Source organism: Haloparvum sedimenti, from assembly GCF_001462205.1.
GTDB lineage: Archaea > Halobacteriota > Halobacteria > Halobacteriales > Haloferacaceae > Haloparvum > Haloparvum sedimenti.
Genome location: NZ_LKIR01000143.1, coordinates 13,891 through 35,468 on the forward strand (window position 1 = coordinate 13,891; position 21,578 = coordinate 35,468).

Here is a 21,578-nt window from a genome sequence, read left to right on the forward strand (position 1 = left end):
CAGTCGTCACAGAATCGCATCTGTCCGAACGGTACGCGGGTGTCGGATAAATGTGTTAACGACGTCGCGGTGACGGACTACCCGGTGTTCTTCATGCCGGCCGCGATGCCGTTGACTGTCAGCCGGAGGGTGCGCTCCTCCGCGTCGGTGCGGTGGGTCTGGTCGAGTAGGTGCGCCTGCAGCACGTTCAGGGGGTCCACGTAGGGGTTCCGGCGGTCGAGGCTCTCGCCGAGCCACTCCCGGCGGACCAGCTCCTCGCGCCCGGAGATCTCGCGGACGAGCTCGACGCCGCGCTCGTACTCCCCTTTCAGCTCGGGGAAGAAGCGCTCGCGGAGGTCCTCGTCCGCGAGGTCGGCGTACTCGGCCGCGATCTCCATGTCGGTGCGCGCCATCGCCATCGCGGCGTTGTCCAGCGTCGTGCGGAAGAACGGCCACTCCTCGTACATCTCGCGGAGGGTGTCGAGGTCGCCGCCGTCGTCGAGGTAGGCGTCGACGCCGGTCGCGAGCGCGTACCACCCGGGCAGGATACACCGAGTCTGGGTCCACGAGAACACCCACGGGATCGCGCGGAGGTCCTCGACGCTGCGGTCCTCGGAGCGGGAAGCCGGCCGCGAGCCGAGGTTGAGGTCCTCGATGACGGTGATCGGCGTCGCCTGCTCGAAGTAGGGGACGAAGCCGTCCGACTCCAGCAGGTCCCGGTACGTCTCGCGGGCGACCGGCGCCATCGTCTCCATCGCCTCGATCCACGCGTCGGGGATCGCCTCCTCCGGCTCCTCGGTGGCCTCGTGGCGGGCGCGGATCTGCGCGTCGAGCATCTGCTCCAGCTCGCGCTCGGCGATGCGCGGGTTGGCGTACTTCTCGGCGATGGCCTCGCCCTGCTCGGTGAACTTCACCTGCCCGGTGACCGTCTCGTTGGGCAGCGCCAGAAGCGCCTCGTTCATCGGACCGCCGCCGCGGGAGATGGATCCGCCGCGGCCGTGGAACAGCCGGAGGGTCACGTCCTCGGCCTCACAGAAGCGCGCGAGCCGACGCTGGTTCTTGAACAGGTCCCAGTTGGCCGCGAGGAAGCCGTTCTCCTTGTTGGAGTCGGAGTAGCCGAGCATCACCTCCTGGACGCCGCCGCGCGTCTCGAGCGCCTCCGCGTACGCCTCGTTCTCGAACAGCGTCCCCATGATTCGCTCGGCGCCGTTGAGCGCGGACTCCGTCTCCAGGAGGGGGACCACGTCGAGCCCGCAGTGGTCCGGCAGGGAGACGACGCCGGCCTGGTCGGCGAGGAACAGCACCTCCAGCACGTGACTCGGCTCCTCGGTCATCGAGATGCAGTAGGTGTCGATGGCCTCGACGCCGAACTCCGACTGCCACTCGCCGAGCGCCTCGAACCGCTCCAACACGCGCGCGGCGGTGTCGGACACCTCGCCCGGCTCGGCGGGGTCGACGACCGACTCCTCCTGCAGGATCGCCTCGGTGAGGAACTCGGCGCGCTCGTCCTCGTCCATGCCGGCGTAGTCGACCCCCTCCGCGGCGGCGGCCTCCGCGACCGCTTCGGTGTGGTTCTCGCGGTGGTCGCGCAGGTCCAGCGAGGCCAGCGAGAAGCCGAACGTGTCGATCCGGCGGCGGAGCGGGTCGAGGTACGTCTCCACGAGCTCCGCGTTGCGGTCCGCCGAGAGGCTGTCCGCGACGGCGTTCACGTCGTCGAGCAGCTCGTCGGGGCCCTCGTAGCCGCCGGGGCGCACGTCGCCGACGCGGTCGAGACGCTCGCGCATCAGCCGGAGCTTCTGGCGGTACGGCTCGTCAGGGTAGCGCTCGACCGCCTCCTCGGTGATCCGCGGGAAGCGGTCGCGGTCGGCCGCGAGCGAGCGCTCGAAGGCGGCGGTCGTCTCGTAGCGGTCGCCGTCCTGACTGAACACCGCCGAGAGCCGCTTCAGCTCCTCGCGGTAGCGCTCGATGACGACCGCGCGCTGGCGTTCGAGGGTCTCAGTCGTCACCTCGGTGGTGACGAAGGGGTTGCCGTCGCGGTCGGAGCCGGCCCACGAACGGAACTCGAACAGCTTCGGCACGTCAAGGTCGGCCTCGTAGCCGGCGCTCCCGTCCCCGCCGTTCGCGCCGTCGGTCGCCCCGCCGTCCGCGGCGGCCGCGACCGCGTCGGGGAGGTCGTCGCCGTCGCCCGCGGTCAGCGCCTCGGCCACGTCGTCGTAGATGGTGCCGACCACGTCGTAAAGCGTGTTCTCGAGGTACCACTGAACGTTGCGGGCCTCGTCTTCCGGCTCCGGGCGGCGACCGCGGACCTGCCGGGTCCCCCAGAGGCTCGTCACCTCGGCGTCGATGTGGCGCCACACGTCAGCCCGTTCGCCGTCCGTGAGGTTGCGCTCGTCCAACTCCTCCAGGCGGCCCGCGATCGACCGAAGCTTCGCCTTCACGGTGCCGCGGCGGGCCTCGGTCGGGTGGGCGGTGAACGTCGGCTCGATGAGCACGTCGTCGAGGAGGTCGCGCAGCTCGTCGGCGTCGACCCCCTCCTCGGCCAGGTCCGCGGCCGTCCGCGAGAGAGCGTCCGGTAGCGAGTCCTCCTGTCGGCCGTTCCGTACGGCGCGAACGCGCTCGCGCTCCTCGGCGAGGTTGATCAGCTCGAAGTAGGTCGTGAACGCGCGGGCGACGATGCTCTCCTCCGCCGGCGACAGCTCGTCCAGCTCCGCCCGAAGGGCCTCGCGGTCGTCGCGGTCCCCCTCTCGGTACGCGATCGCCGCGGTCCGAAGGTCCTCGACGGTCTCGAACGCCTCGGTCGAGGTCTGTTCCGACAGCACGTCGCCGAGCAGGGCGCCCAGCTCCCGAACGTCCTGCCGCACGCTCCTGTTGTGCAACTCCATGCGAACGAGTATCACGCGAGCCCGGTTAAAAACACGTATGAGGCGAAGAATTGCCTCGCTTCGAAGTTAATCATGAAGGATCGACCGTCACGCAGGCGTGCGTTTCTCGACCCGATAGGCCGCGCCGTCGAACGCGACCGTCAGCGCCTTCCGGTCGTAGCCGACCGCATTCGTCGCGACGCCGCGGCTCGTCCGGAGCCGGACCCGGTCGAAGCCCTCCCGTAGCTCCGACCGGAACGCGAGCGTGTTGCGGAAGCCGGCGTACCACGGCTGCATCACCTGCTCGGGGATGAGCCGGCGGTCGAGCTCCGCCTCGGCCGCGTCCGCGGCGACGCGCTCGGCGACCAGGTCCCGTGGGCGCTCGGCGTCCACGCGCGTCCGGTCCGTGACGACCAGTTCGTCCTCGCGACGCTCCGTCTCCGCGTCGGCGGTCGGGACGACGGCCGTTTCGTCGCCGCCGAGCTCGAACAACGCGGCAGGGTCGCGGTCGTCGACGGAGATCCCGACGCGCGCCGCGTAGGTGCCGCCGCCGAGGTGCGCGACCCCGTCGCTCCCGCCGAACACCAGTGCTCCCCGTCGCTCCGTCTCCCCGGTGTCGAGCCCGTCGCCGCCGTAGAACGTCCGGTCCCACGTCTCGGTGTCGCCGGGCTGCACGAAGCCCATCGGCTGGTTGATCCCCCGCGGGGCGACGTGGAACCACTCGCCGTCGACCAGCTTGTGGAGGCTCCAGTCGTAGGGGTTCCCGCCCGCGATCTCCTCGCCGTGGTTGACGTACGTGAACCGGATCCGGCCGGGCGGCTCGACGCGCTCGGCGCTCGGGTACAGGTACGTCGGCGTGGACGCGTCCGCCTCGTGGAACCAGCGCTCGCTCGTCCCGTCGCTCGCCCAGGTGCCCGCGAGGTCCGGCACCGTCCGGTCGGCGAACCGGGAGTCGGCGCTCGGTCCGGGCGCGCCGCGCTCCCACAGGGTGACCGCGAAGCCGCCCTCCGGGGCGGACTGCCGGTAGCGCGCGGGCTGGAGTTCGCCCTCGCCCTCCCGGTGGCCGACGACGACGTACTCGCCGTACAGCGTGTCTCCCGGTTCGAGCCGGAGCACGTCGGGCAGGTCCGGGTGCGTGACCCCCGCGGCGGGCCGCCAGACGCCGGCGTCGGTGCGCTCGACCCTCGGGTCCGTCCCGATCAGGTCGCTCTCGGCGGTCGGGAGCAGCTGGAGGTCGCCGCGGTAGCTCGTGTCCCGCAGCTCCACGTCGGCGTACCCCGCCGCGTCGACCCGCAGCGGCGCGTGGAACGGCGGGATGTCGAGGAATCGGACGTGCTCCACGAACGGCGATTCGTTGGTCGCCGTTGCGGCGAGACGGACCGGCCCCTCCGCGCTCGCCGACGAGAGAACGCGGAGCCGAACCTCGACGCGCTCGTCGGTCCGGTAGCGGACCCCGGCCAGCGCGCCGGCGCGGTCGGCGCCGGGCATCGTCAGCGGCTCGAACTGTGCGAACCCGTCCCCCTCGGGGAGGTCGAGGCGGTCGTGCTGCTCGTCGGCCGGCGGGGGCGTCGCGACGCTCGGCGCCTCATCGGTCGGGGGCCGATCCGTCGCCGCGTCGGTCGCGGGGTCGGTCGTTCGGGTGGCGGGGTCGTTCCCGGTCGGGTCGTCGGGTGCGTTACAGCCGGCCAGGCCGGCGGTGCCGGCCGCGAGGAGGGCGAGGAGTCGGCGGCGCTGCATGGACGAGGGGTCGGCCGGGGACGATAAATGCCTTCAGGAGGCACAAACGGTCGTTTGCGCCATCCCGTTCTCTCGGAGCCGTCCGCGGAGCGGCCCGGTCAACGCCGTCGACGGACGATGGCCGCCCCGACGGTGCGTTCCCACGTTGCCGGAGGCTTCGTCATGCTTTTTACCGGCCCGACCAAGGATCCTCCATGAGCGAGGACGACAAGTATCCGGCCGAGTCCGGCCGGCGGCGGTTCGTGAAGGGCGTCGTCGGCGGCGGCGCGCTCGCGGGGGTCGGCGCCACCGGGTCGGCGACCATCAACTCCCTGACGACTTCCTCCGGGACCGGCGGGGGACAGACGACCGCGATGGCCATCGAGCGCGTCGGCGGTCCCGCCCCGCGGGGGATGCCCCAGATCCCGGTCGAGATCACCGACGACGGGTTCATTCGCGGCAAGTGGCCCGAGACCGCCACGGAGACCCAGGAGGGTCAGGAGATCACCGTCGCGAAAGAGGAGATGCCCGGCGGGGTCACCTACTCCGGCGAGTGGTTCCAGTACTGTGGGATCGAGAGCTACCAGGGGATCCAGCCCGAGTTCGAGTCGGACAACATCTTCAAGTCCGCGGCCGGCGGCTACGACTGGCAGGCCGACGCCTACGAGAGCGGCGACCCGATCCACCGCGACGACTTCGCGGACTACGCCGAGTGGGGCAACGGCATCGGCGCCGACGGCGTCGGCAAGCCGGCGCTCGTCAGCTGGCGCTCCGAGGACACGGACAGTTCGATCACCGCGGTCGTGCTTCGGTCCCCGCGCATCGAGGAGGCGGCCCAGGACAACGAGTGGCTCCAGGCGTCCACGCAGGACGGCTTCATGGCGTGGGTCAACGTCTGCACCCACTTCTGCTGTATCCCGGGCTACAAAAAGAACGAGGAGTCGGCCCGCTACGACGCCGCGGACGGCGTCTACTGCCAGTGCCACCAGTCGGTGTACGACCCCTTCAGCATCGTCGAGACGCTGTTCGTCGCCCGTCCCCGGACGGACTAGTTCGGATCTCGCGGGGACCCCGATCGCGTCCCCCGTGCCACCTCGCTTTACTCCCGACGCCGACCGCGCACCCGTCGGTTCGCCGGTCGCCGACCCGGGCGGTTTTTGGTTGCCGATCCCCCACGTGCGGACATGACCGAGGACCGCGCCGACGAGGCGGACGGAGAGTTTGCAGCGGAGATCGCCGCGGCTCGCGACCTGCTCGACGGCGAGGAGGTCGACGCGGCGTACGTCGGCGTGGTCCGCGACGGCGAGGTGGACACGACGTTTGCCCAACGCGCCGCGGACCCCGAGCGCGAGGGCCTGCGTGCGCTCGCGCTGGCGGCCGCTCACCTTCGGCTCGTCGCGGACGAGGCCGGCGTCGACGCGTCGACGGTGGCCGCCGACGCCGCGTCGCTGGCCGAGCGCGTCGAGGAGATCCCGGGGTCGACCGAGGCGCTTCCCGACGAGTAGGAGGACTCCGCGGTCGGCCCCGGCGTCACTCTTCGAGGGGCAGCCACGGGGTGACGAGGTCCGCCCCCTCGAGGTGCCACCGCTCCTGTGGCCCAGCCGCCACCCGCCGAAGCTCGACGACGGCGTCGAAATCAGCGGCGGCCGCGCGAGTCCGATCCGCGTCGAACGGCGCCGACAGGTGGTAGTGGCCGATCCCGCGTGCCTCCCGGACGGTCTCGCGAAGCGACGCGACCGTCTCCGCGCCACCGGGCGACTCGAGCAACGGGGCCAGCGCGGTGACGCCGAGCCGGAATCGCCCTGGCTCGTCGTCGCTTGTCGACGCAACGTCGTCGACCGCCTCCGGGACCGACCGCGACGGCGTGGACGGCGCAGTCAGGGCCGCAGCCGACCGCGTGTCCACCGCGGCGTCGATGACGCGGCCGCCGTCCGGCAACCACTCGTCCGAGTCGACGTTCCCGACCGTGATCAGGACGCGGTCCCGGTTCGCGCCCGGAGCGCCGAACAGCCGGCGGGTCGCGGCCCGGCGGGTCGCGGCGTCGGTCGCGCCGACGACCAGGAGGTTACAGCCCCGCCGCTTCAGCCGGGCCAGGTGCTGACGGACCCGCGCCCGGTCCCGCCGCGTGGACTCCATACGCGTCTCGTCTCGCCGAAACGGCATTAGTTTTTGGGACGAGACCGTCGAATATTCGCGAGACACGTCTCGACGACCGGTGATCGGGGCACTCGTCGTCCGCGGGTGCACGCGAGCGATACTCGAGAGGCGAGGACCGCATCCGGACGGCCGATCAGTCCTCGCCGAGTCGGCGGAGCTGGACCGAGACGCCTGCGGCCGCGACGAACAACAGCGCGAGGTTGAACGCGGCCAACACGATCGGTTGGTAGGCAGGATCGACCCACGTCCGGACGGTCGCGCCCGTGTACCGATAGAAGCCGATCGACGTCACGAGCGCCACGAAGACGAACGCGCCGAGCGCCGCCTTGTCCAGAAGGCTCCGGAGGCGCCGCGTCCGTCCCTCGTCTTCTCTCTCCGAGCCGGCCACCTCGTCCGGGGCCGCGGTCACCGCCGGCTCTCCGTCGGCGTCCGGTCGGTCGTTCGGCGTCGCGTCAGCGTCGGTCGGGGGCGATGCGTCAGCGTCGGCGTCTGGGGTGTCTGTCATCGGGAGTCACCTCGGTCGGCTCCGCGGCGGCGCAGGCGGCCGGCCAGCATGAGCGACAGCAGCGCGAGGACGGCCGCGACCGCGCCGAAGCCGGGCGTCTCGCCGTCGGTCGCCCCCTCGGGCTCCTCCCGTGGGGCTTCGGCCTCGGACTCCTCCTCGGCGAAGTCCTCGGCGTTGAACGCGACCTCCTCCGTGGTCTCGTTCGCGCTGATCGTCTCCCGCGGGTTCAGGTTTGCGACGCTGCCGGCCTCGTCCACGACCACGCCGTCCGCGCGGACCATCGCGTCGACGTAGTAGTTGTAGTCGTCCGGCACGGTGACGGTCACGTCGACCGTCTCGGTGCGTCCCGGGCGGATCGCTTCCACGGTCGTCGTCGCGCGGTCGGCGACGACGTTCGAGTCGCTCTGTCTGAGCAGGACCGCCAGCTCCACGGCCTCGGAGGGGTCGTCGCCGCGGTTCGTCACGGACGCGGTGATCCGAAGCGTGGCGGTCTCGCCGTCCGCCTCGTCGACGGCGACCGCGAGCGTCGGCCAGACCCGGTGGTCGGGGAAGCCGACGCGGCGGTCGGCGTAGTCTGGCGTCAGCGCCGCGACGCCGCGGACGGTGCCGCTGTCGCTCGCCACGCGCTCGCCGTCGGCGAACACCGTCGTCTCGATCCGGTAGCCCCCCTCCCGCGGAACGACGAGCGTCCCCGCCGCCGAGACCTCGCCGTCGCCGGTCACCTCGCCGAGTTCGACCCGCCGCTCGTCGACCAGCAGGCCGGACTCGGAGTCGACCGCGCGATAGCGGACGCTGACGTTCTCGAGGGCGCCGCCGCGGTGACGCAGCCCGGTGTCGATCCGCAGCGCGGCGGTCTCGCCGGTTATCTCGCCCGGGGCGATCGCCGTCTCCGCGACGGCGAGGTGGCCGGGGGGTGCGTCCTCGGACCGCGGGTCGTCGAGCGCGTCGGGGGCGGCGAGCACCAACCCCGTGGCGCCGAGGAGGAGGAGGGCCGCGACGACCGCCAGCGTGGACTCTCGGTTCACGCATCGAGCGTCCAACGCATCGGATAAGTGTCTTCTCCCCTCACGACGGCAACACGTGTGGCCGGCGCGGATACTTTTAGGGCGGCGGGGTTCGACGCGTCCACCATGACGACGTACGTGCTCGCGACCGACTCCGTCGACGCCAGCGCCCGGATCTGTGACTACCTGCAGGACCGCCTCACGACGGACGACACCGTCCACGCGATCAACTCGAAGCGGGGCGGCGACGAGACGACCGCCGAGGCGATCAGGCTCGGCGAGGACGCGCTCAACGTCGTCTCGTCTCGACTCGGCGCCGCGGTGACCGTGGAGACGCACCAGTTCGTCCGCGGGAACGATCCGGCCGCGGACGTGCTGGAGTGTGCCGAGGAGGTCGAGGCGGACGAGGTGCTGATCGCCGTCCGGCACCGCACCCCCGCGGGGAAGGCGCTGTTCGGCAGCGTCGCGCAGACGATCCTGCTGGAGGCGGAGCGGCCGGTGGTCTCGATCCCGCGGGAGTAGCGGGAGCGACCGCGAAATCGCGACGCGTCCCGGCTACAGATCCCGCACGGCTTCGACCGCCTCGCCGATCGGCGGCGCGTCGAACCGGTCGGTTCCCGTGTAGGCGTTCGCGCCGGCGGCGTACAGGTCCGCGACCGCGCCCAGCACGCCCTCGGGGAGCGTGCGCGGCTCGGCGTCACACAGCGTCCGCCAGTCGGCAACGTCGCGCTCGGCGACCGCCGCCTTCGCGTCCGCGACCGCGGCCACCCAGTCGGGGTCCTCGCGCTTGTACCACTGCCGGACGACCTCCTTGGACACCTGCTGGCCGTCGTAGGAGAACCGGTTCTCGTCGAACGTGCCGACCACGTCCGCGACCAGCAGGTCGCCCCCGTGGTACAGACACTCGATCTTGCCGTCCTCGTGGACGAACCCGGCCTCGTCGGCCCGCTCGGTCACGACGCGGTTCACCTCGCGCGCGAGGTCGGCGAGCGCGTCGACGTCGGCCGCCCCCGCGATCCGGTCCGCCTCCTCCCGTGTGAGGTAGCGGTCCTGTTCCTCGTACTTCGTGGAGAACTCCACCACGGGCTCGGGGAGGTCGACGACCCCTTCGGGCCACTCGTCGCGGTCGAGGCCGACCTCGCGGGGGTGGCGCCGGCCGCGGAGGCTGGAGCCGACCGGCACGCGATTGCGGAAGACCACTTCGAGGGGGATCAGGTAGTTCTCGCCCGCCGCGTCGTGGTAGGCGTCGTAGTCGTAGCCGGAGTGGTCGGTATCGACTTTTTCGCCCTTCCCGCCCACGTACGGCAGGTCGGGCACCTGCGTCAGCGCGATGACCATCTCGGTCGGCGCGCCGTCGGCCTCGGCGAGCGGGACGACCGCCGCCTCGGGGACCGAGTCCGCCGCCGGGTCGGTCCCCGCGGCCGGGTCCACGACGCCCCGGTAGTGGGTCGGGACCCCGGCCGCCTCCAGCAGCTCGAAGTTGTACGCGCCCATCGAACAGAGGCTCGCGCCCTTGCCGGGGATGGCGTCGGGCATCCGCCCCCAGTCGAAGACGGAGTAGGCGTCGGTGAACACGAACCGGCCGCGGCCCAGGTCGGTCGCGGTCGCGGGCTCGGCGACCCGGAACTCCTTCACGCTCGTCATACCCGAGAGCGTGCGCGCCCGCCCCATGAATCTTTCACTTCTGTGGTCACCCGGCCATGAATCTCCGCCCAGATATCCATAAATGCGGATCAGTCCGTGGTCGCCGAGAGTTCGCCCGGAGGGAAACCGACATACCGGCCGCGACCGAGTGACGGGTATGACGGTCACGCGCACGGTCGAGCTTGAGGGCCACATCATCGACTCGGGGACGATGCAGCGCGCGTTCGCGGCGGTGATGGATCTCGGCGGCTCCTTCGACGTGGAGCAGTTCGACGTGGGACGCCACGAGGACGAGGAGTCCTACTGCCGGATGGCGGTGTCGGCCGACGACGAGGCGACGCTGAAGGAGATCCTCCACGAGCTCCACCAGAACGGGGCGGTACTGGAGAACCCGCCGGACGCCACGCTCGTCGCGGCGCCCGACGACCGCGTCGTGCCGCCGAGCTTCTACTCCACGACGAACCACCCCACCGAGGTGCGCTACGAGGGCGAGTGGCTCCCGGTCGAGCACATCGAGATGGACTGCGCGCTCGTCGTCGACCCCGAGGGCGGTCCCGACGGCGGGCCGCGCGCGTACACGAAGGTCCTCAACGCGGTCGAGGAGGGGGACCTGATCGCCACCGACGAGGCGGGGATCCGCGTCAACCCCCCCGAACGCCCTCGCGGCGGCGAGGGAGCGTTCGGCTTCATGCAGGGCGGCGTCTCCGCGGAGCGCCCCTCCGAGTCGACCATCCGCGAGGTGGCCGAGGAGATCCGCGAGGTGAAGGCGAACGACGGGAACGTGCTCGTCGTCGCGGGCCCGGCGGTGATCCACTCCGGCGCCGGCGACGACCTCGCGCGACTGGTCGAGGCCGGCTTCGTCGACGCGCTCTCGGTCGGCAACGGCTTCGCGACCCACGACATGGAGCGGTCCATCTACGGCACCTCGCTCGGGATGAACGTCGAGACGCTCGAACACCCCCGGAAGGGCCACAAACACCACATCTGGGCGATAAGTGAGGTGATCCGCGCGGGGGGCATTGAGCCGGCCGTGGAGGAGGGACTCGTCACTGAGGGCGTGATGTACCAGTGCGTCCAGCAGGACGTTCCCTACGTGGTCGCGGGGTCGATCCGCGACGACGGCCCGCTGCCGGACACGATCACCGACGCGGTCGCGGCCCAGGACGCCATCCGCGAACAGGCCCGCGAGGCCGACATCGTCCTGATGCTCGCGACGCTGCTGCACTCGGTCGCGGTCGGGAACTGCCTCCCCTCCACGACGAAGACCGTCTGCGTGGACATCAACCCCGCCACGGTCACGCAGCTGCTCGACCGCGGCTCCGCGCAAGCGGTCGGGATGGTCACCGACATCGGCACCTTCGTCCCCACGCTCGCGGAGTACGTGATCGAAGGCGAGTCCGACCTCGGCGTCGCCGACGACTGAGCCGAATCCGCCTCGATTCCGGTTCAGTCCCGGACGTGGATCGAGGAGCCGAGGTACTTGTGAAGGGCCTCGTCGACGCTCTCGGCGCGGAAGTCGTCGAGGTGCGCGGCGACCGACTCCCGGAGCGCGTCGAGGTACGCCTCGTCGGTGCGCAGTTCTCGAAACGTGACCGCGGTCACCTCGACGCCGAGCCGGTCGCTCGCGACCGACCGGAACCGCTCCGGAGCGCCGAGTTCGCCGCGCCAGAGCCGGTCGCGGAAGAACCGCCAGTCGGACGCCGCGGCGTCGGCGCCCGCGGACGCGCCGTCGGAGCCGCCCCCCGACTCGAGGCCGGATTCGGAGGCCGTCGGCGGCGTCGGCGCGGGGATCTCCATCGTCGTCTCGAAGCGGTTCGGCGACACGCGGACCCCGTCCGGCTCCAGGCGGAACTCGACGGTGAAGACGTAGGCGGCGTTCATCGGCGGGACACGGCGTGAGACGAGTCAGTACTCGTCGTTGCAGCGCCCGGCGAGGCGGAGGTCCTTCTCGGTGATGCCGTCGGCCTCGTGGGTGGTAAAGCGCACCTCGACCTCCCCGTACCGGATGACGATCTCGGGGTGGTGAAACGCCTCCTCGGCAATCTCGCCGACGGTGCCGGCGAAGGAGACGCCGTCGAGGTAATCGTCGAACTCGTAGACGCGGACGATCTCGTCCCCGTCCCGCTCCCAGCCGTCCGGGACCTTCCGGTCGACAGCGTCGTCGTCGAGTCGTTCGGGCATGATCGTGGCGTTCGTTCGCGTTCGGTTAAGCGTTCGGGCGACCCTCGCGTTCCGAGCGCGATCACGGGCCAAGAGATCCCCTGACACACAAGGCATATCCTGACAGCGCGTCTTCGAGTGGACGAATGCTCTCCCGGCTCCGCGGCGGCTTCGAGCGCGCCTACGAGCGGCTGCTCCGCCGGGAGATCGGCGAGACACCCACGCACGTCGCCATCATCCAGGATGGAAACCGGCGCTACGCCCGCGAGCAGGGCGAAAACGCGCCCGAGGGCTACCGGGCGGGCGCCTCCACCACCGAGCAGGTGCTGGACTGGTGTGCCGACCTCGGCGTGGCCGAGCTGACGCTGTACGCCTTCTCAACGGAGAACTTCGACCGTCCCGACGAGGAGCTGGAGCCCCTGTTCGACCTCCTGGAGGACAAGCTCCGCCAGTTCGCGGACGCCGACCGCGTCCACGAGCGGGAGGTCTGCATCCGCGCCATCGGCGACGTGGACCGGCTCCCCGACCGCGTGCGCGAGGCGGTCGCGTACGCCGAGGACCGGACCGCGGGCTACGAGCAGTTCCGGCTCAACATCGCGCTCGCGTACGGCGGCCGAAACGAGCTGCTGTGTGCGGCCCGCGACGTGGCGAGCGACGTGGCGAGCGGCGAGCTCGACCCCGCGGACGTGGACCTCGCGGAGGTCGAGAACCGCCTCTACCGCCGCCCCGTTCGGGACGTGGACCTGATCGTCCGGACCGGGGGCGACGAGCGCACCTCGAACTTCCTGCCGTGGCACGCCAACGGCAACGAGGCCGCGGTGTTCTTCTGTGCCCCCTACTGGCCGGAGTTCTCGCGGATCGACTTCCTGCGGGCGGTCCGTACCTACGAGTCGCGCGAGGAGTCGTGGCAGCGCGCGCGCACCGACCGTGCGGTGGCGCTCGTGCGCGCGGTCGGGGAGGCGGAGCTATCGGAGGTCCGGTCGGTCGCCGGGCGGCTCCGCGAGCAGCTCCCGAGCGCCGCGGCCGAGCGGCTGGCCGACGAGGTGGCGCGCCACGACGCCGCCGCGGGCGAGGAGGCCCCGGAGTAAGACCGGCCCGAGCGGCCGGCCGCGGCGAGGCGAGCGCGTTTCTCAGAACCGGTCGGACGCGGGCGCCGGCGGCATCGCGCGCTTGTGGGCGGTCGCCTGTACCTGCTCGACGACCGCGTCGACCTGTTCCGGCTCGACGCCGAGCTCGCGGACCGTGGCGGCCTTCGAGAGCGGGCCGTCGACGTGACACGCGAGGATCGCGTCCAGCGTGTCGTAGTCGATCCCGAGCTCCGCCTCATCCGTCTGGCCGGCCCACATCCCCGCGGTCGGGGTCTGCATCACCAGATCGTGGGGAACGCCGACGTGGGCGGCCAGCTGGCGCACCTGCATCTTGTAGAGGTTCCCGATGGGGTTGCAGTCGACCGCCTGGTCGCCGTACTTCGTGAAGTAGCCCGTCATCGCCTCCGAGCGGTTGCCCGTCCCGAGGACGATCCGGTCCTCGGCGTTGGCGACGAAGTAGTTGAGCACCGCCCGCGTGCGGACGAAGACGTTCCCCTTCGCAGTGCGGTCGGCGGCCGCCTCCGGGACGGCCTCAAAGAACCCGTCCGCGATGGGCCCGATCTCGATCACGTCGTACTCGATGCCGAGGTTCGCGGCGACCCGCCCCGCGTCGCTCATCACGTCCGGGTCGTTCACCTCGGAGGGCATCGTGATCCCGTGAAGCGCCTCCTCGCCGAGCGCCTCGACCGCGAGGTAGGCCGTGAGCGTGGAGTCGATCCCGCCCGAGAGCCCGAGCACCGCGCCCTCGGCGTCCGCGTCCTCGACCGTCTCCGCGATGAACGAGACGATCCGGTCGCGGGTCGCCGCCAGTTCCTCATCCGAGAGCCGTAGGTCGAGCGGCGGCTCCGCCGACAGCAACACCGACTGGTCCGAGCGCTGAGTCATCGGGCGACGGTTCGGCGCGCGGCGACTAATAAGCACTCGCCGGCGAGTCGGACGTGGACGAACGTCCGGTTTCGGAGGCGAGGGGAGACGGCTCCGGCCCGGCGCTACCTAAATCAAGGAGAGAGTCCCGCCGTTCACGGCGGGCGTGAATTCGACAACTGCCGAACAACCGACGACGACACTCAGTCCGGGGTATCCAAGTTCTCCTCCGCGTGGAGCAACATCCCCTTCCACGTCAGGCCGTTGTGCCGCTTAATCGCCCGTAACCGCTCGTACTGTTCGTCATCCTCTATCTCGATTTGGACCGTCGTTGCCATGCATCCATTGACTAACCATATGTTTATCAATGTGCCGCACGACCCAGTAGTTGATGAAGCGGACCAACACGTTCGACGTAGTTCCTCAGTCCGAGAAGGACGAGGAGTTACTTCGACGCCTGTTGGACGCTTCTGCCGCTCTCTGGAACGAAATCAACTATGAGCGCCGCGAACACTACGCCGACCCAGACGCCGACGTGTGGGAAATCAGCGAGTATCGCGGACGCTACGGCGGGACGCTCGGCGCGTCCACGGTTCAGCAAATCGAACGGAAGAACCGCGAAGCGTGGCGGTCGTTCTTCGCGCTCCAAAAGAAGGGCGAAGCAAACGGCAAGCCCGGATACTGGGGCAACGCCGAGGACGGCCGCGAACTCCGAACGTACATCCGAAACACCTCGTACTCAGTCGAGTGGGGCGAATACTCCCGACTCGAAATCCTCGTCGGTCAAGACCTGAAAGAGGAGTACGGGTTGGGACACCGCGAACGCCTTCGGCTCGAAGTCCGGGGCGACCCCAACTGGGACGAGTACGACAAGCAGGGTCGGTTAGAGTTGTTCTGGGACGAGAACGCACAGTCATTCAGGGCCTTTCAGCCAGTCACTATCGACAATTCTCGGCTGGCACAACCACTGGCGGACGAAACCGCCGCGCTGGATATTGGTGCGAACAACCTCGTCGCCTGTTCGACCACGACCGGAACGCAACTGCTGTACGAGGGACGCGACCTGTTCGAGCGATTCCGCGAGACGACGCGAGAAATCGCCCGGCTCCAATCGCTCTTGGACGACGGCCGGTACAGCAGTCACCGGATACGCTCGCTGTACCGCCGTCGGACACGCCGCCGCGACCACGCCCAAGACGCGCTTGGCCGGGACCTCCTCGAACGGTTGCACGGCGAAGGCGTCTCCACGGTGTACGTCGGCGCACTCACAGACGTACTCGACACGCATTGGTCGGTGGAAGCGAACGCGAAGACGCACAACTTCTGGGCGTTCCGCGCGTTCATCAAGCGACTCGCGTGTACCGCCGAGGAGTTCGGCATGGCGGTCGAAGTTCGTTCGGAAGCGTGGACCAGCCAAGAGTGTCCGCAGTGCGGTTCGACCGACCGGACGACGCGCCACCAAGACACGCTGACGTGTCCATGTGGCTTCGAGGGCCACGCAGACCTCACCGCCAGCGAAACGTTCCTGAGGCGGCAGACAGACGTACCAAGGCCGATGGCACGGCCCGTGCGCCTCAAGTGGGACGACCAGGAATGGTCAGAGTCACCACGCTCTTGTCCCAACGAGGAGCGCACAAACCCGCAAGTTGCCTCCGTGGGTCGGTAAGCGATACCCCCAGCGCGAGGAAACCTCGCCGTTTACGGCGAGGAGGATGTCATAGTAGCCCCTCGTGGTCGGCCAGCAGCAACCCCTCGAGGGTGGCGTCGTTCGTCGGCGGCTCGCGGGCGACCTCGACCGCCTCCTCAACCGGCACCGTCCGCGGGGTCAGGAACTCGTTCGTGTCGAGCGCGCGCTCGACCGGCTCCAGGTCCGTCGCGAAGACGTACCCGCGCTCGTGTCTGAGCGCGCCGGTCGAACACCACGTCTCCTGCAGCAGGCTCGTCGACCCGGGCGCGAAGCCGGTCTCCTCGGCCAGCTCGCGCTCGGCCGCGGCGGTGAACGACTCCCCCCGCTCGACGATGCCCGCGGGGAGTTCGAGGTGGGTCTCCCGGACCGTGGGCCGGTACTGCTCGACGAACAGCACCTCGCCCTCGGCGACCGCGACCACGACGGTCGCCGGCGGCAGCTCCGCCCAGTAGTAGTCCTTCAGGCTGCCGTCCGGCTGCTCGACGCGGTCGTAGCCCGCGGTGATCCAGCCGGTCTCGTACTCGACGACGACCTCCTCGACCGGCCACTCCGGCTCGCCCGGGAGGGAGTGCTGCCGCCCGTCCGCGAACGCGGGGTGCTCGCGGAGGTCGGCGGTCCTGTCGCGGTCGTCGCTCATGCGGACTCCTGTCTGACGGTCGCGTAATAGCGGGTCCCCTCGTACTCGATCCGGACGCGCCCCTCCGCGACGACCGCCTCGGGCACGCGCTGTGAGAGCGCGTCCACCTCGTTGAACGGCGTGTGCGTGAACGACTCCTTCAGGCCGTAGGGGCCGGTCTGGTACCCCTCCGACCGGCCGTCCTCGCTCGCGAGCGCACCCGTGAGGTAGGGGTAGCGGCGCTCGGAGACGCCCGTGACGTTGACCGCCGGCCCCTCCTCGTCGGTCGGCTCGACGACGAGGTGGTAGGGCTCGCCGGTGCCGAGGTACCCCGGAAGCGCCCCGAGCGCGAGCAGGCCGACGACGACCAGCGCGATGACGACGATCAGGTTCCGCGTGACCCGGCGCATGGCCGCGCTTGGGCGGGCGGGCGAATACGGGTTTCGCAACGCCGACGCGCTTTAGCCGGTCCGCGCCCGTCCCCCATTCGTGGAGTACCGGTTCGAACTGGCGCTGTGTTCGGCCCTGGAGTCGACCGACCGCGTCGTCGCGCGCCAGCTCGGCGCCGCGGTCGCCGCGCCCGGGTCGCGCGTCGTCGACGTCTGCCTGCTGGAGCCCGGGCCGGGGTTCGACGAGCGCGCCGCCATCGCGTCCGACACCATCCCGCCCGCGGCGGTCGAGGCGCCCGTCGGCCCCGGCACGGCCGTCCCGGTCCGCGACGCCTTCGAGACGGACCCCGGACGCGCGGCGGGGATCGTGGACGCGGCCGTCGAGGCGGGCTACCTCGAACGCGAGCGGCGCGACGGGGTCGACTGCGTCCGCGCGACCGCGCGCTACCCCGACGACTGGGTGGGGTCGCTGACCGCGGTCGAGAACAAACCCGACCTCGGCCGGCCGGGCGATCTGGAGGCGCAGCTCCGGTTCGACGTCGCGCTCGGCCTGTTCGACGAGGTGGTGCTCGCGACCGCCTCCTACGTCACCCGCGCGCACCTCAACCGGATCCCCGACCCGGTCGGCGTCTGGCGCTTCGACCCCGAGACGGACGAGCGCGAGGTGGTTCGGGAGGCGACGCCGCTTGCCCCGACCGATCCGGGCGTGGAGATCCGCGATGAGCGCGGCCTCCGGACCGACGTGGCGCTCGTCGACGCCGCCGCGAAGGCCCGCAAGCGCCGTCGGATCGCCGAGCGCGCCTACGGCAAGGGGTGGCGGCCGGCGCCGCCGGCGTGTGCCCGCGCCGCGGTCACCGCGGACGGCCGCCCCCGTTGCGAGCACTTCGACCGCGTGGTCCACCCGGGCGGCGAGTGCGGCGAGGGCTGTCCGGCGTTCGAGGCGGACGAGGGACCGGATGCGGACCTCGAGTCGCTCCGCGACGCCCGGAGCGCGTGGGTCGCGGACCCCGACGGCGGCGGGCCGCGACGACAGACGGGGTTGGGGCGGTTCGGCGAGTGAGGGTGTCCGAGGACGACCCCGCCGGACCGGTCAGCCGTGAAGCCGCCGGTGGGCCGCCGCGATGGCGGCCGCGGCGAGAAGCGGCGGAACGACCGCGAGCGCGGAGGGGGCCGCATAGAGCGCGCCGACGACGGCGGAGTTCGTCGGCTCGCGGAGCTCGGCGGGCGCGGAGATCAGCAGCGCGAGGTAGATCGACGCGAGGAAGCCGAACCCGGCGAGCGCGAGCGCGGCGTCGTAGCGGTCGTCCACCGACTCCTCGCGGCGGTGGCGTCTGGCGACCAAAAGCGTCGGCGCCAGCAGCGGCCCGGCCGTCAGAAACCCGGCGAGAACGAACAGCGTGCGCGTGAACGACGCGAGCCCGCCGGTCGTCAGGTCCTCGGTGTTGCCCATCTCCACGACGAGCGCGAGCGTCATCACGACGGCGATGAGCGCCGCCGCGGCAGTCCCGACGAGGACGTAGAGCCGGAAGAGCCACGACCGGCTCGCGAACAGCGCGTAGGGGATCGCCCCGAGGGCGCCCCGGTAGCTGTCGAGCATCGCCCCGGAGTAGGACCCTCCGCGGCTTAACCCCCGCGGGACGGGGTCGTCGGCTTCCTCGCGCCGCGGCGTCCGGAGGTCGCCCCTCGCCGCGAGTCCGCCCTCTCGCCGCGAGCCGGTCTTATAAGGCCGGGCGGGCCGACGCTCCGGACATGCACACCGCACAGGAGCTCACGCTCGCGCGGCTCCCCTCCGGAGTCCCGATCCGCACGACGGTTCACGTCTACGGCGAGGCGGTCTCGGAGCACGGCGAGGACGCGACCGATCCCGCCCGGATCGCGGACGCCGACGGTCCGGTCGTCTACGCGCAGGCGGCCCAGCACGGCCGCGAGGTGAACGGCGCGGAGGTGCTCCGTCGGCTCCACGAACGACTCTCCGACGGCGAGGGAGAGGAGAGGGGGGACGAGTTCTCCGGAACGCTGGTCGCCGTGCCGGTCGCGGACCCGCTGACGTTCGACCGCGTCTCCTACACGACGCCGGAGGCGCTCGACTCCGTCAACGGGAACATGAACCGGTGCTGGCCGGGCGACGCCGACGGGACGATCCACGAGCGCATGGCCGCGAAGCTGTGGGCGTACGCGGGCGGGGCGGACGCCATCGTCGACCTCCACACCGGCTCGCCGACGATGCTGACCCACACCGTCTACATGCGCGGCGACGAGGAGTGTCGGGCGCTCGCGGAGGCGTTCGGCACGGACCTCCTGCTCGCGGAGGCCGCGGGCGACGACGCCGACACGGAGTGGGCCGAGCGCGACTTCGGGGGCAAACTCCGCGTCGCCGCCACCCGCGAGGGGATCCCCACGATAACGCCCGAACTCGCCCACAGCCGGGAGGTCGTCGAGGACGCGGTCGAGGTGGGAGTCGCGGGAACCCTCAGCGCGCTGCGACACGCCGGCGTGCTCGCGGGCGAGGCGGCCGAATGGTCCGGAACGGTCGCGAAGAACCACCTCGGGCGCGTCCGGGCGACCGACTCGGGGCTGTTCGTCCCCCGCGAGGACCTCTCCACCGGCGACGCCGTCGCCGCGGACGAGCGCGTGGGGACGCTGTACGACCCCACGACCTACGAGACGCTGCAGGTCGCTCGCACCGACCGCGCGGGGATCGCCTACTCGGTCGCCCGCGAGGCGACCGTCACCGCGGGCGGTACCCTCGTCGGCGTCGCCGAGGTGCTGGAGCGCGCGGACGGTAGCGTTTAGGGTGACCAAAAACAGAAACGCTTATGTAGATTAGGCCCACCTAAACCAGTGTGAACACCACGGTCGATCGGCGACGCCCCGTCGTCGAGCGCGTCGACGTTCACCCTGTCGGGCCGTCCGAGCGGTGCCGTCCCGCCGAGCGCCACGTGCAGCGTGACGAGCCGTACGTCCGGGGAGGGGGTGGTCGGAACGCGCGGACGCTCACACACGACTGACCACCTTCGGGCCCGGCCGACCGTCTCCGTCGGTCCGGCCGCGGCCCGCTCCCGAACGCCGCGTGGCTGCTGCCGTTCGGGACGCCGGCGTCGATAGTCGCCGGCTGCGGGACGGTCTCCGCGTCCCGCACTCGGCCGACGCACGTCGGCCGCCGGGGAACGCCGTGGGCATCACCCGTTCCCCACCGGACGCGCCCATTCGCGACCGCGCTCGCCCGCGGCCGCGGCGGCGCGTCCCCCAGCCGCCCCGACCCCCGCCCGGGGCGGCCGTCTGTCCTTTCGTCCATCGTCACTCGGAGCGGCGCCGCCGACCACCCGCCCGTCCCGTGGTCGCGCTTCGCACGCGCCCCCCGATTCGTAACGTATATCCGTCACAGCGCGGTACGCAGAAATGCGCGTCCGGGTTAGGGTAGTGGACTATCCTTCAGCCTTGTGGAGGCTGAGACGCGGGTTCGATTCTCGCACCCGGACCTTCTCCAAGCGACCGACCGCGGAGCGGCGGCGCGTTCCGCGCTGATCCCCGTGTGAACTACCCACATAGGTAAGTGGTCACAAGTCGTCAGCACGGACATGTCAGGGTCAGATCCATCCGGAGCGCTCGCGGAGCTGTACGAGGACCGTATCGGGACCGCGCGGACTGACGACGAGGTCCGCGGCTACTGGCTGTTCGCGCTGGGGGTACTGTGCGGCGCCCTCGGGGTGATCGTCTTCGGCTTCACGGCCCCCGGAACCGGGACGCGGGCGCTCGGATACGCGCTGGTCGCGCTCTCGCCGCCGCTTGCGATGCTCGGGGCGGTCGTCCGGTTCCCGTTGCGCCGGTCCGCGACGACGCTCGCGGCGCTCGGGACGCTTCTGACCGCGTTCGCCGTGCTCTACTTCCTCGTCGTCTTCCCCGACGGCTGGTCGCGAAGCGGCGGCAACGGCGTCGTCAACGCGCTCTACGCCGCTGGGATCGTCCTGATCGGACTGGCCGGCGCGGTCGTCCCAATGGTCACCGACCCGGTGTACGAGGAGGTCGAGACGCTCCGCGAGGAGTCGGCCGGCACCGCCACGGAGATGGAGGGGACCGCCGCGGAGCTCGACGAAACGACCGCGGAGCTGGAGGAGACGCAGACGCGCGTCCGCGAGCTGGAGGAGGAGCTGGCCGCCGCCAGCGCCGAGCTGGAGACGCTCCGGACCAGCCGCGCGCGCTTCGAGCTCTACGAGGACCGCGCGGGCGAGACGCGCTGGCGGCTGCGCCACCGGAACGGCAACGTCGTCGCCGACTCCGGACAGGGGTACAGCAGCCGACAGAAGGCCCAGCAGGGGATGCACAGCGTGATGCGGAACGCGCTCGGCGCGGGCGTCCTCCGGATCGATCCCGAGGCGGATGAGGCGGACGAAGTGGACGCCGGCGAGGGGAAGGACGCCGACCCGGTGCCCGCCGACGCGGACGACCCCGACGTGGCGGTCCCCACGGAGGACGAGGACGTGGCGAGCCGGGCCACCTTCGAGCTGTTCGAGGACGCAGAAGGGGACTGGCGCTGGCGGCTCCGCCACGAGAACGGCAACGTCATCGGCGACTCCGGTGAGGGGTACGCCTCGAAATCGAACGCGAAGCGCGCGACCGCCCGCGTCCGCGAGCACGTCGCGGGCGCCGACTACCTCCGGATCGACCCCGCCGCCTTCGAGATCTACCGCGACGCGGCCGGCGACCACCGCTGGCGGCTCGTCCACGAGAACGGCAACGTGCTGGCGGACTCCGGCGAGGGCTACTCCTCGCGCACGAAGGCCCGGCAGGGGCTCGACAGCGTCCGGTCGAACGCCCCCGACGCCGCCGTCGAGAACGTCTGAACCGGCGTCCGGCGGCTCGGGGGTCCGACGGTCCGGTGGTCCGGCGGTCGCTCCCGACGCCGGCGCA

23 protein-coding genes and 1 tRNA gene are annotated in these 21,578 nt (G+C 71.1%); 11 read left to right on the forward strand and 13 right to left on the reverse strand.

The annotated features are described in order from the left end of the window. Nucleotides 1-77: 77 nt before the first annotated feature. Complete coding sequence (ppc, locus tag AN233_RS15500) at nt 78-2,861, reverse strand: phosphoenolpyruvate carboxylase (protein WP_058367662.1); 2,784 nt, start codon at nt 2,859-2,861, stop codon at nt 78-80. Nucleotides 2,862-2,948: 87 nt separating this feature from the next. Further along, a complete protein-coding gene (locus tag AN233_RS15505) occupies nt 2,949-4,577 on the reverse strand; it encodes a hypothetical protein (protein WP_058367663.1) in 1,629 nt (542 codons plus the stop codon). A gap of 194 nt (nt 4,578-4,771) precedes the next feature. On the opposite strand from AN233_RS15505, the gene AN233_RS15510 reads away from it, so the two are divergent. Both AN233_RS15510 and AN233_RS15515 read left to right on the forward strand, forming a co-directional pair. Then, nucleotides 4,772-5,608 (forward strand): cytochrome b, encoded by an 837-nt coding sequence (locus AN233_RS15510; protein WP_058367664.1) that lies wholly within the window; start codon nt 4,772-4,774, stop codon nt 5,606-5,608. Nucleotides 5,609-5,740: 132 nt separating this feature from the next. Beyond that, nucleotides 5,741-6,061, forward strand: coding sequence for a hypothetical protein (locus AN233_RS15515; RefSeq protein WP_058367665.1), 321 nt, complete (start codon nt 5,741-5,743; stop codon nt 6,059-6,061). A 25-nt stretch (nt 6,062-6,086) separates the two neighbouring features. Here AN233_RS15515 and AN233_RS15520 read toward each other — a convergent pair whose 3' ends face one another. From AN233_RS15520 to AN233_RS15530, 3 genes are all read right to left on the reverse strand, one after another. Next, on the reverse strand, nt 6,087-6,692 hold the full coding sequence (locus AN233_RS15520; protein WP_058367666.1) for a DUF7504 family protein: 606 nt from the start codon (nt 6,690-6,692) through the stop codon (nt 6,087-6,089). A 154-nt stretch (nt 6,693-6,846) separates the two neighbouring features. Further along, a complete protein-coding gene (locus AN233_RS15525; protein WP_058367667.1) occupies nt 6,847-7,218 on the reverse strand; it encodes a hypothetical protein in 372 nt (123 codons plus the stop codon). After that, nucleotides 7,215-8,243, reverse strand: a complete 1,029-nt coding sequence (locus AN233_RS15530) for a DUF7490 domain-containing protein (RefSeq protein WP_058367668.1) — start codon at nt 8,241-8,243, stop codon at nt 7,215-7,217. Before AN233_RS15530 ends, AN233_RS15525 begins: the two co-directional genes overlap by 4 nt. A gap of 105 nt (nt 8,244-8,348) precedes the next feature. Here AN233_RS15530 and AN233_RS15535 point away from each other — a divergent pair, with 105 nt between their 5' ends. Beyond that, nucleotides 8,349-8,744, forward strand: coding sequence for a universal stress protein (locus AN233_RS15535; RefSeq protein WP_058367669.1), 396 nt, complete (start codon nt 8,349-8,351; stop codon nt 8,742-8,744). Between the two features lie 33 nt (nt 8,745-8,777). On the opposite strand, the gene AN233_RS15540 is transcribed toward AN233_RS15535, so the two are convergent. After that, complete coding sequence (locus AN233_RS15540) at nt 8,778-9,866, reverse strand: phosphoribosylaminoimidazolesuccinocarboxamide synthase (protein ID WP_058367670.1); 1,089 nt, start codon at nt 9,864-9,866, stop codon at nt 8,778-8,780. 157 nt (nt 9,867-10,023) lie between these two features. On the opposite strand from AN233_RS15540, the gene AN233_RS15545 reads away from it, so the two are divergent. Then, nucleotides 10,024-11,289 (forward strand): ornithine cyclodeaminase, encoded by a 1,266-nt coding sequence (locus tag AN233_RS15545; protein WP_058367671.1) that lies wholly within the window; start codon nt 10,024-10,026, stop codon nt 11,287-11,289. A gap of 23 nt (nt 11,290-11,312) precedes the next feature. Here the strand turns inward: AN233_RS15545 and lwrS are convergent, their stop codons facing one another. Next, a complete protein-coding gene (gene lwrS, locus AN233_RS15550; RefSeq protein ID WP_058367672.1) occupies nt 11,313-11,747 on the reverse strand; it encodes an LWR-salt protein in 435 nt (144 codons plus the stop codon). A 24-nt stretch (nt 11,748-11,771) separates the two neighbouring features. Beyond that, nucleotides 11,772-12,047 carry a 4a-hydroxytetrahydrobiopterin dehydratase gene (locus AN233_RS15555; RefSeq protein WP_058367673.1) on the reverse strand — a complete coding sequence of 92 codons (276 nt, stop codon included), beginning with the start codon at nt 12,045-12,047 and terminating at the stop codon, nt 11,772-11,774. A gap of 125 nt (nt 12,048-12,172) precedes the next feature. Between AN233_RS15555 and uppS the strand changes: the two genes are divergently transcribed. After that, entirely contained in the window at nt 12,173-13,114 is a 942-nt protein-coding gene (gene uppS / locus AN233_RS15560; protein ID WP_058367674.1) for a polyprenyl diphosphate synthase, read from the forward strand. Between the two features lie 42 nt (nt 13,115-13,156). Here the strand turns inward: uppS and AN233_RS15565 are convergent, their stop codons facing one another. Both AN233_RS15565 and AN233_RS18285 read right to left on the reverse strand, forming a co-directional pair. Further along, the gene (locus tag AN233_RS15565) at nt 13,157-13,999 is read right to left on the reverse strand and encodes an NAD+ synthase (RefSeq protein WP_058367675.1); all 843 of its coding nucleotides are present in this window, start codon (nt 13,997-13,999) and stop codon (nt 13,157-13,159) included. Between the two features lie 182 nt (nt 14,000-14,181). Continuing rightward, nucleotides 14,182-14,316: a hypothetical protein gene (locus AN233_RS18285; RefSeq protein WP_281176577.1), complete on the reverse strand. Its 135-nt coding sequence runs from the start codon at nt 14,314-14,316 to the stop codon at nt 14,182-14,184. Between the two features lie 53 nt (nt 14,317-14,369). Here AN233_RS18285 and AN233_RS15570 point away from each other — a divergent pair, with 53 nt between their 5' ends. Further along, nucleotides 14,370-15,644, forward strand: coding sequence for an IS200/IS605 family transposase (locus AN233_RS15570; protein ID WP_058367676.1), 1,275 nt, complete (start codon nt 14,370-14,372; stop codon nt 15,642-15,644). A gap of 49 nt (nt 15,645-15,693) precedes the next feature. On the opposite strand, the gene AN233_RS15575 is transcribed toward AN233_RS15570, so the two are convergent. Both AN233_RS15575 and AN233_RS15580 read right to left on the reverse strand, forming a co-directional pair. After that, entirely contained in the window at nt 15,694-16,302 is a 609-nt protein-coding gene (locus tag AN233_RS15575) for an NUDIX hydrolase (RefSeq protein WP_058367677.1), read from the reverse strand. Continuing rightward, nucleotides 16,299-16,691: a hypothetical protein gene (locus AN233_RS15580; protein ID WP_058367678.1), complete on the reverse strand. Its 393-nt coding sequence runs from the start codon at nt 16,689-16,691 to the stop codon at nt 16,299-16,301. Before AN233_RS15580 ends, AN233_RS15575 begins: the two co-directional genes overlap by 4 nt. A gap of 79 nt (nt 16,692-16,770) precedes the next feature. Between AN233_RS15580 and AN233_RS15585 the strand changes: the two genes are divergently transcribed. Next, nucleotides 16,771-17,730 carry a DUF5787 family protein gene (locus AN233_RS15585; protein ID WP_058367679.1) on the forward strand — a complete coding sequence of 320 codons (960 nt, stop codon included), beginning with the start codon at nt 16,771-16,773 and terminating at the stop codon, nt 17,728-17,730. Between the two features lie 30 nt (nt 17,731-17,760). On the opposite strand, the gene AN233_RS15590 is transcribed toward AN233_RS15585, so the two are convergent. After that, nucleotides 17,761-18,267, reverse strand: a complete 507-nt coding sequence (locus AN233_RS15590; protein ID WP_058367680.1) for a hypothetical protein — start codon at nt 18,265-18,267, stop codon at nt 17,761-17,763. A 152-nt stretch (nt 18,268-18,419) separates the two neighbouring features. Between AN233_RS15590 and AN233_RS15595 the strand changes: the two genes are divergently transcribed. The 4 genes from AN233_RS15595 to AN233_RS15605 all read left to right on the forward strand — a co-directional run bounded on the left by AN233_RS15595 (nt 18,420) and on the right by AN233_RS15605 (nt 21,511). Further along, a complete protein-coding gene (locus AN233_RS15595) occupies nt 18,420-19,463 on the forward strand; it encodes a succinylglutamate desuccinylase/aspartoacylase family protein (protein ID WP_058367681.1) in 1,044 nt (347 codons plus the stop codon). A 50-nt stretch (nt 19,464-19,513) separates the two neighbouring features. Next, nucleotides 19,514-19,678, forward strand: a complete 165-nt coding sequence (locus AN233_RS17520) for a hypothetical protein (RefSeq protein WP_176696707.1) — start codon at nt 19,514-19,516, stop codon at nt 19,676-19,678. Nucleotides 19,679-20,076: 398 nt separating this feature from the next. Next, nucleotides 20,077-20,149, forward strand: a tRNA-His gene (locus tag AN233_RS15600). A 99-nt stretch (nt 20,150-20,248) separates the two neighbouring features. Beyond that, nucleotides 20,249-21,511 carry an HVO_2922 family protein gene (locus AN233_RS15605; protein ID WP_449271527.1) on the forward strand — a complete coding sequence of 421 codons (1,263 nt, stop codon included), beginning with the start codon at nt 20,249-20,251 and terminating at the stop codon, nt 21,509-21,511. Nucleotides 21,512-21,578 lie beyond the last annotated feature (67 nt).

Coding starts and splice junctions, on each gene's coding strand:
- AN233_RS15580 (WP_058367678.1), bottom strand. CDS start 16,691: ATGCGCCGGGTCACGCGGAACCTGATCGTCGTCATCGCGCTGGTCGTC.
- AN233_RS15605 (WP_449271527.1), top strand. CDS start 20,249: ATGTCAGGGTCAGATCCATCCGGAGCGCTCGCGGAGCTGTACGAGGAC.
- AN233_RS15535 (WP_058367669.1), top strand. CDS start 8,349: ATGACGACGTACGTGCTCGCGACCGACTCCGTCGACGCCAGCGCCCGG.
- AN233_RS15510 (WP_058367664.1), top strand. CDS start 4,772: ATGAGCGAGGACGACAAGTATCCGGCCGAGTCCGGCCGGCGGCGGTTC.
- AN233_RS15545 (WP_058367671.1), top strand. CDS start 10,024: ATGACGGTCACGCGCACGGTCGAGCTTGAGGGCCACATCATCGACTCG.
- AN233_RS15505 (WP_058367663.1), bottom strand. CDS start 4,577: ATGCAGCGCCGCCGACTCCTCGCCCTCCTCGCGGCCGGCACCGCCGGC.
- uppS (WP_058367674.1), top strand. CDS start 12,173: ATGCTCTCCCGGCTCCGCGGCGGCTTCGAGCGCGCCTACGAGCGGCTG.
- AN233_RS15595 (WP_058367681.1), top strand. CDS start 18,420: ATGCACACCGCACAGGAGCTCACGCTCGCGCGGCTCCCCTCCGGAGTC.
- AN233_RS15590 (WP_058367680.1), bottom strand. CDS start 18,267: ATGCTCGACAGCTACCGGGGCGCCCTCGGGGCGATCCCCTACGCGCTG.
- AN233_RS15555 (WP_058367673.1), bottom strand. CDS start 12,047: ATGCCCGAACGACTCGACGACGACGCTGTCGACCGGAAGGTCCCGGAC.
- AN233_RS15570 (WP_058367676.1), top strand. CDS start 14,370: ATGAAGCGGACCAACACGTTCGACGTAGTTCCTCAGTCCGAGAAGGAC.
- AN233_RS15575 (WP_058367677.1), bottom strand. CDS start 16,302: ATGAGCGACGACCGCGACAGGACCGCCGACCTCCGCGAGCACCCCGCG.
- ppc (WP_058367662.1), bottom strand. CDS start 2,861: ATGGAGTTGCACAACAGGAGCGTGCGGCAGGACGTTCGGGAGCTGGGC.
- AN233_RS15565 (WP_058367675.1), bottom strand. CDS start 13,999: ATGACTCAGCGCTCGGACCAGTCGGTGTTGCTGTCGGCGGAGCCGCCG.
- lwrS (WP_058367672.1), bottom strand. CDS start 11,747: ATGAACGCCGCCTACGTCTTCACCGTCGAGTTCCGCCTGGAGCCGGAC.
- AN233_RS15515 (WP_058367665.1), top strand. CDS start 5,741: ATGACCGAGGACCGCGCCGACGAGGCGGACGGAGAGTTTGCAGCGGAG.
- AN233_RS18285 (WP_281176577.1), bottom strand. CDS start 14,316: ATGGCAACGACGGTCCAAATCGAGATAGAGGATGACGAACAGTACGAG.
- AN233_RS15520 (WP_058367666.1), bottom strand. CDS start 6,692: ATGGAGTCCACGCGGCGGGACCGGGCGCGGGTCCGTCAGCACCTGGCC.
- AN233_RS15525 (WP_058367667.1), bottom strand. CDS start 7,218: ATGACAGACACCCCAGACGCCGACGCTGACGCATCGCCCCCGACCGAC.
- AN233_RS15540 (WP_058367670.1), bottom strand. CDS start 9,866: ATGACGAGCGTGAAGGAGTTCCGGGTCGCCGAGCCCGCGACCGCGACC.